4 protein-coding genes are annotated in these 4,056 nt (G+C 73.0%); all 4 read right to left on the bottom strand.

Features of this window, described 5'->3' with window-relative positions:
• On the bottom strand, positions 1–420 hold a 420-nt coding region (locus GL263_RS22840), incomplete at its 3' end, for a VanZ family protein (RefSeq protein WP_323379528.1).
• A 217-nt stretch (positions 421–637) separates the two neighbouring features.
• A complete protein-coding gene (locus GL263_RS22835; protein ID WP_228456755.1) occupies positions 638–1,273 on the bottom strand; it encodes a hypothetical protein in 636 nt (211 codons plus the stop codon).
• Positions 1,270–2,847, bottom strand: coding sequence for a sensor histidine kinase (locus GL263_RS22830; protein ID WP_182857633.1), 1,578 nt, complete (start codon positions 2,845–2,847; stop codon positions 1,270–1,272). The genes GL263_RS22835 and GL263_RS22830 overlap by 4 nt, the downstream gene beginning before the upstream one ends.
• 97 nt (positions 2,848–2,944) lie before the next feature.
• Entirely contained in the window at positions 2,945–3,622 is a 678-nt protein-coding gene (gene afsQ1, locus GL263_RS22825) for a two-component system response regulator AfsQ1 (protein WP_181355525.1), read from the bottom strand.
• Between the last annotated feature and the right edge of the window lie 434 nt (positions 3,623–4,056).

Raw genomic sequence — 4,056 nt, 5'->3', positions numbered from 1 at the left:
GTCCCGGCGGGTGGCGCGCCGCAGCAGCAGACGCACCAGCGGGTAGCAGAGCAGATGGGCCAGCGCGGCGCCGGCGGTGTGCAGCAGCACGGAGTCCACGTTGGCGACCTGGCCGGGGACGGCCGAGCGCAGCGCCTCCAGGCTCAGCGAGAGCAGGCCGGCGGCGGCGAACGTACGCAGGAAGGAGCCGGTGCGCGAACCGCGCTGCCCGGACGCCAGCGGCAGCAGCGCGCCGAGCGGGGCGAACAGCAGCAGGTCCCCGCCGAGGCTGCGCAGCGCCGACACCGGGCCCTGCTCGATGTCGGCGCGGATGGTGGCGAGGAGTTCCACGTTGGCGGGCGCCACCCACGGAACGGCCAGCGGCCGCAACGTCAACCAACCGACAAGAACCAGATGGCCGACCAGGAGTAGTGCCCCCACTGCCCGGATCCGGATGACGGCCTTCCCGCCTGGACGATCGTGCTGCACGCCGGCAATGACGACCGGCTCCGCGCGTGCGGTTCCCGTCCGATCGGGTGACCTGCGACTCCCACGGCCGGCCGGGTCGACATGCCCGCAGCCGGCCGCCGCGCCGGACCGGCGGCCGGCCGCCGGCCCACGCCCGCCGCCGGACGTGCCATGACGCCCGGCGGCGGCCTCAGAAGGGGACACCCGCGGTCTCGGCGGCCTCGGTGGTCGTCCGCAGCGCGGTGCCGCACTCGTAGAGCTTCAACGGCTTGCCGGGCTCGTTGCCGGGGCCGCCGAGCAGCACCTGGCGGTTGGCGTCCGCGATGGTCGTCGCGGCGAAGGTGCAGACGATCTGCGCGAGGGCGAACGGCGGCAGCTCGTTCGGGTGCCGACTCAGCCGCAGCGCGCTGGTGTCGTCGTCGGGGTCGGGGGCGGAGACCCGCAGGTCCTCGGGCACGGCCGTGGTGAAGCCGGCCTCCTGCTCGCGGGGGCCCGGTTCCCGGCGCAGCTCGGCGAGCAGCGTCCGGGCGGCGGCGAGCCGGTCAGCCGCCGACTCGCCCTGCCGCAGCGGCACCTGGCGGCGTACGTCCACCACCCGGCCGCTGCACACCAGCGCGATGCGCAGCTCACCGTCCGGCCCCGCCTGCGGGGTGCCGGTCCCGGTCCCTTCCTGGTCGTGTTCTACGGCGCAGGCGACCCGGGAGGGAGCCGGGCCGTCGTCGACGGGCACGGACGTGGCGCGGATGCCGCAGCCCGCCACGGTCGCGCCGGCCAGCAGCACGACCAGCGGGCCCACGGCACGGGGTGTGAGACGCGTGAGACTCAACGGTCGTCCCCCTCCTCGTCGGCGGCGGCCGCCAACCGGCTCGGGTCCTGCGGGAGTTCCAGCGTGAAGACGGCGCCGCCCTCCGGGGAGTTGCGGGCGGTGATCTCACCGCCGTGGATGTGCGCGTTCTCCAGCGCGATGGACAGGCCGAGCCCGCTGCCCTCGGAGCGGGGGCGGGACGCGCTCGCCTTGTAGAAGCGGTCGAACACGTGCGGCAGCACGTCCTCGGGGATGCCGGGACCGTTGTCCGACACCTCGATGACCAGCTTCCCGCTGCCCGGCTCGAACGCCCCGGCGTGCTCCTCGGGCTGCTCGCCGTGCTGCTCTCCCGGGTGCGCCCCGTGCTGCTCTCGGGGTTGTGCCCCGGGCTGCTCCGCAGGGCACTCCTCGGTGCGTACCGATACCCGCACCGGCGAGCCGCCGTGCTTGAGCGCGTTGCCGATCAGGTTGGCGAGGATGACGTCCAGCCGGCGCGGGTCGAGCCGGGCGATGATGCCGCGTTCGGCGTCCAGCTCCACGGCGTCCAGCCAGGCCCTGGCGTCGATGCAGGCGGTGACCTGGTCGGCGACGTCGACGTTGTCCAGCACCAGACGGGCGGTGCCCGCGTCGAAGCGCGTCACCTCCATCAGGTTCTCCACCAGGTCGTTGAGCCGCCGGGTCTCGCTGATCACCAACTGCACGGCCGGCTCGATCATCGGGTCCAGGTTCTCCTGCTCGTCCTCCAGCACCTCGGTGACCGCCGAGATCGCCGTCAGCGGGGTCCGCAGCTCGTGTGACATGTCGGCGACGAAGCGGCGGCTGGCCTGCTCCCGGGCGCTGAGGTCGGCCACCCGTTCCTCCAGCGCCGCGGCCGTCGCGTTGAACGTCCTTGACAGGTCGGCGAGTTCGTCCGTTCCCGACACCTTCAGCCGGGTGTCCAGCTGCCCCTCGCCGAGCCGCCTGGCCGCCTCACCGAGCCGCTGCACCGGACGCAGCACGGTCGACGCCGCCGCCTGCGCGAGCAGCACCGAACCGATCAGCGCCAGCCCGGTCGCGATCGCCAACGACCAGGCCAGCGACGTCAGATCGTCCCGCTCGGGCTCGAGCGACTTGCGCATGTAGCCCGTCGGGCCGTCGCCGATGACCGTGGCACCGCTCAGCAGGTACGGCGTGTCGCCCTGGGTGACCCGCTGCCAGTACAGGTGGTACGCGGCGCCGTTGCCGCCCCCCGACGTGCGCCGCTTGCCGACCGCGCGCTGCAGCTTCCGCGGCACGTCGTCCAGCGAGAACGCCCCGGAGGACGTCACCGCGCAGCGCTGCCCGTCGCGCTGCCGGTCGATCAGCAGCACCTCGTAGTTCTGCGTCGAACGGGACATCGCCACGGCGGCGTCCTGCAACTGCTCACACGTCGGACGCGGCGGCAGCGTCCCGGCGTGGTCGCCGAGCGTCTTGCGGAAGTCGCCCAGCGCCGCGTTCTGCGCGCGCGTCAGCACGGCGTCCCTGGTCAGCCAGTACGCGATGCCGGACGCCGCGACGGCGGCACTCAGCGCCACCAGCGCGAACACGATCACCAGACGAAGCCGCAGGCTCGGCATGACCCCCACCAACCAGTCGCGCACCCGACCGAGCGGCCCTCTGCCGCCGCCCCCCGTGTCCGGACTCACTCCACCGCCCCCGTCCGGGCGTGCCACGTCACGAGGGCGCGTCCAGGCGGTAGCCGACCCCGCGCACCGTGCGGATCAGCGTCGGGGACGACGGCACGTCCTCCACCTTCGCCCGCAGCCGCTGCACACACGCGTCCACCAGCCGGGAGTCGCCCAGGTAGTCGTGCTCCCACACCAGCCGCAGCAGCTGCTGCCGGGACAGCGCCTGCCCCGGCCTGCGGCTCAGCTCCAGCAGCAGCCGCAGCTCGGTCGGGGTGAGCTGCAGGTCCTCGCCGTTCTTCGTGACGGTCATCGCCGAACGGTCGATGACCAGGCTGCCGAAGGCGGCCGAGTCGTTCGCCTCCCGCTCGCCCCGGCGCATCACCGCACGGATACGGGCGTCCAGCACCCGGCCCTGCACCGGCTTGACGACGTAGTCGTCAGCGCCGGACTCCAGACCCACCACCACGTCGATGTCGTCGCTGCGCGCGGTCAGCAGGATGATCGGCAACTGGTCGGTGCGGCGGATACGACGGCACACCTCGAAGCCGTCGATGCCCGGCAGCATCACGTCCAGCACGATCAGGTCGGGCCGCTGCTCGCGCAGCAGCTTCAGGCCGTCCTCGCCGGACGCGGCGGTCACCACGCGGTGGCCCTGGCGGGTCAGACCCATCTCCAGGGCGGTGCGGACAGCGTCATCGTCCTCGATCAGCAACAGGAAAGGCACACGCGCCATTCTGGCCCATGACCCGCCGCGAGTTCGACCAGCGGTCGGTCACGACTCGAACGACCCCGGGCGGGACGACCGGAGGATGACGGCGGGAACAGCCGTTTGCGCTGTGACACCGCTGTGACAGTCGGGGGACCTCGTCATGAAACTGGCCCGGCAGAGTTTTCCCCACAAGGCAAGCGACGGGCTGCTTTCGAGGGAGGCGCGAGATGAACACACTGCACGGAACCAAGACCAGCGCAGTGGCTCACACGCGTCTGCGTACCGCCGCGGTTCCCGCGGTGGTCCCCACGGTCGCGGCACGTGGCTCCGAGAAGTCCGGTGCCATGGGCGTGCGGGGGTGTGTCCGAGGCACCGGACGGCAGCGGCCGGCGTACATCGCGGCCCTGCCGGGGGGAGCGGCCCTGTCCGAGGGGAAGACGGGGCCGACG

Source organism: Streptomyces durbertensis (genome assembly GCF_014156695.1).
GTDB classification, from domain to species: Bacteria; Actinomycetota; Actinomycetes; order Streptomycetales; family Streptomycetaceae; genus Streptomyces; species Streptomyces durbertensis.
The sequence above is the reverse complement of the archived record's forward strand: the minus strand, read 5'-3'. Positions and strand labels throughout refer to the sequence as shown.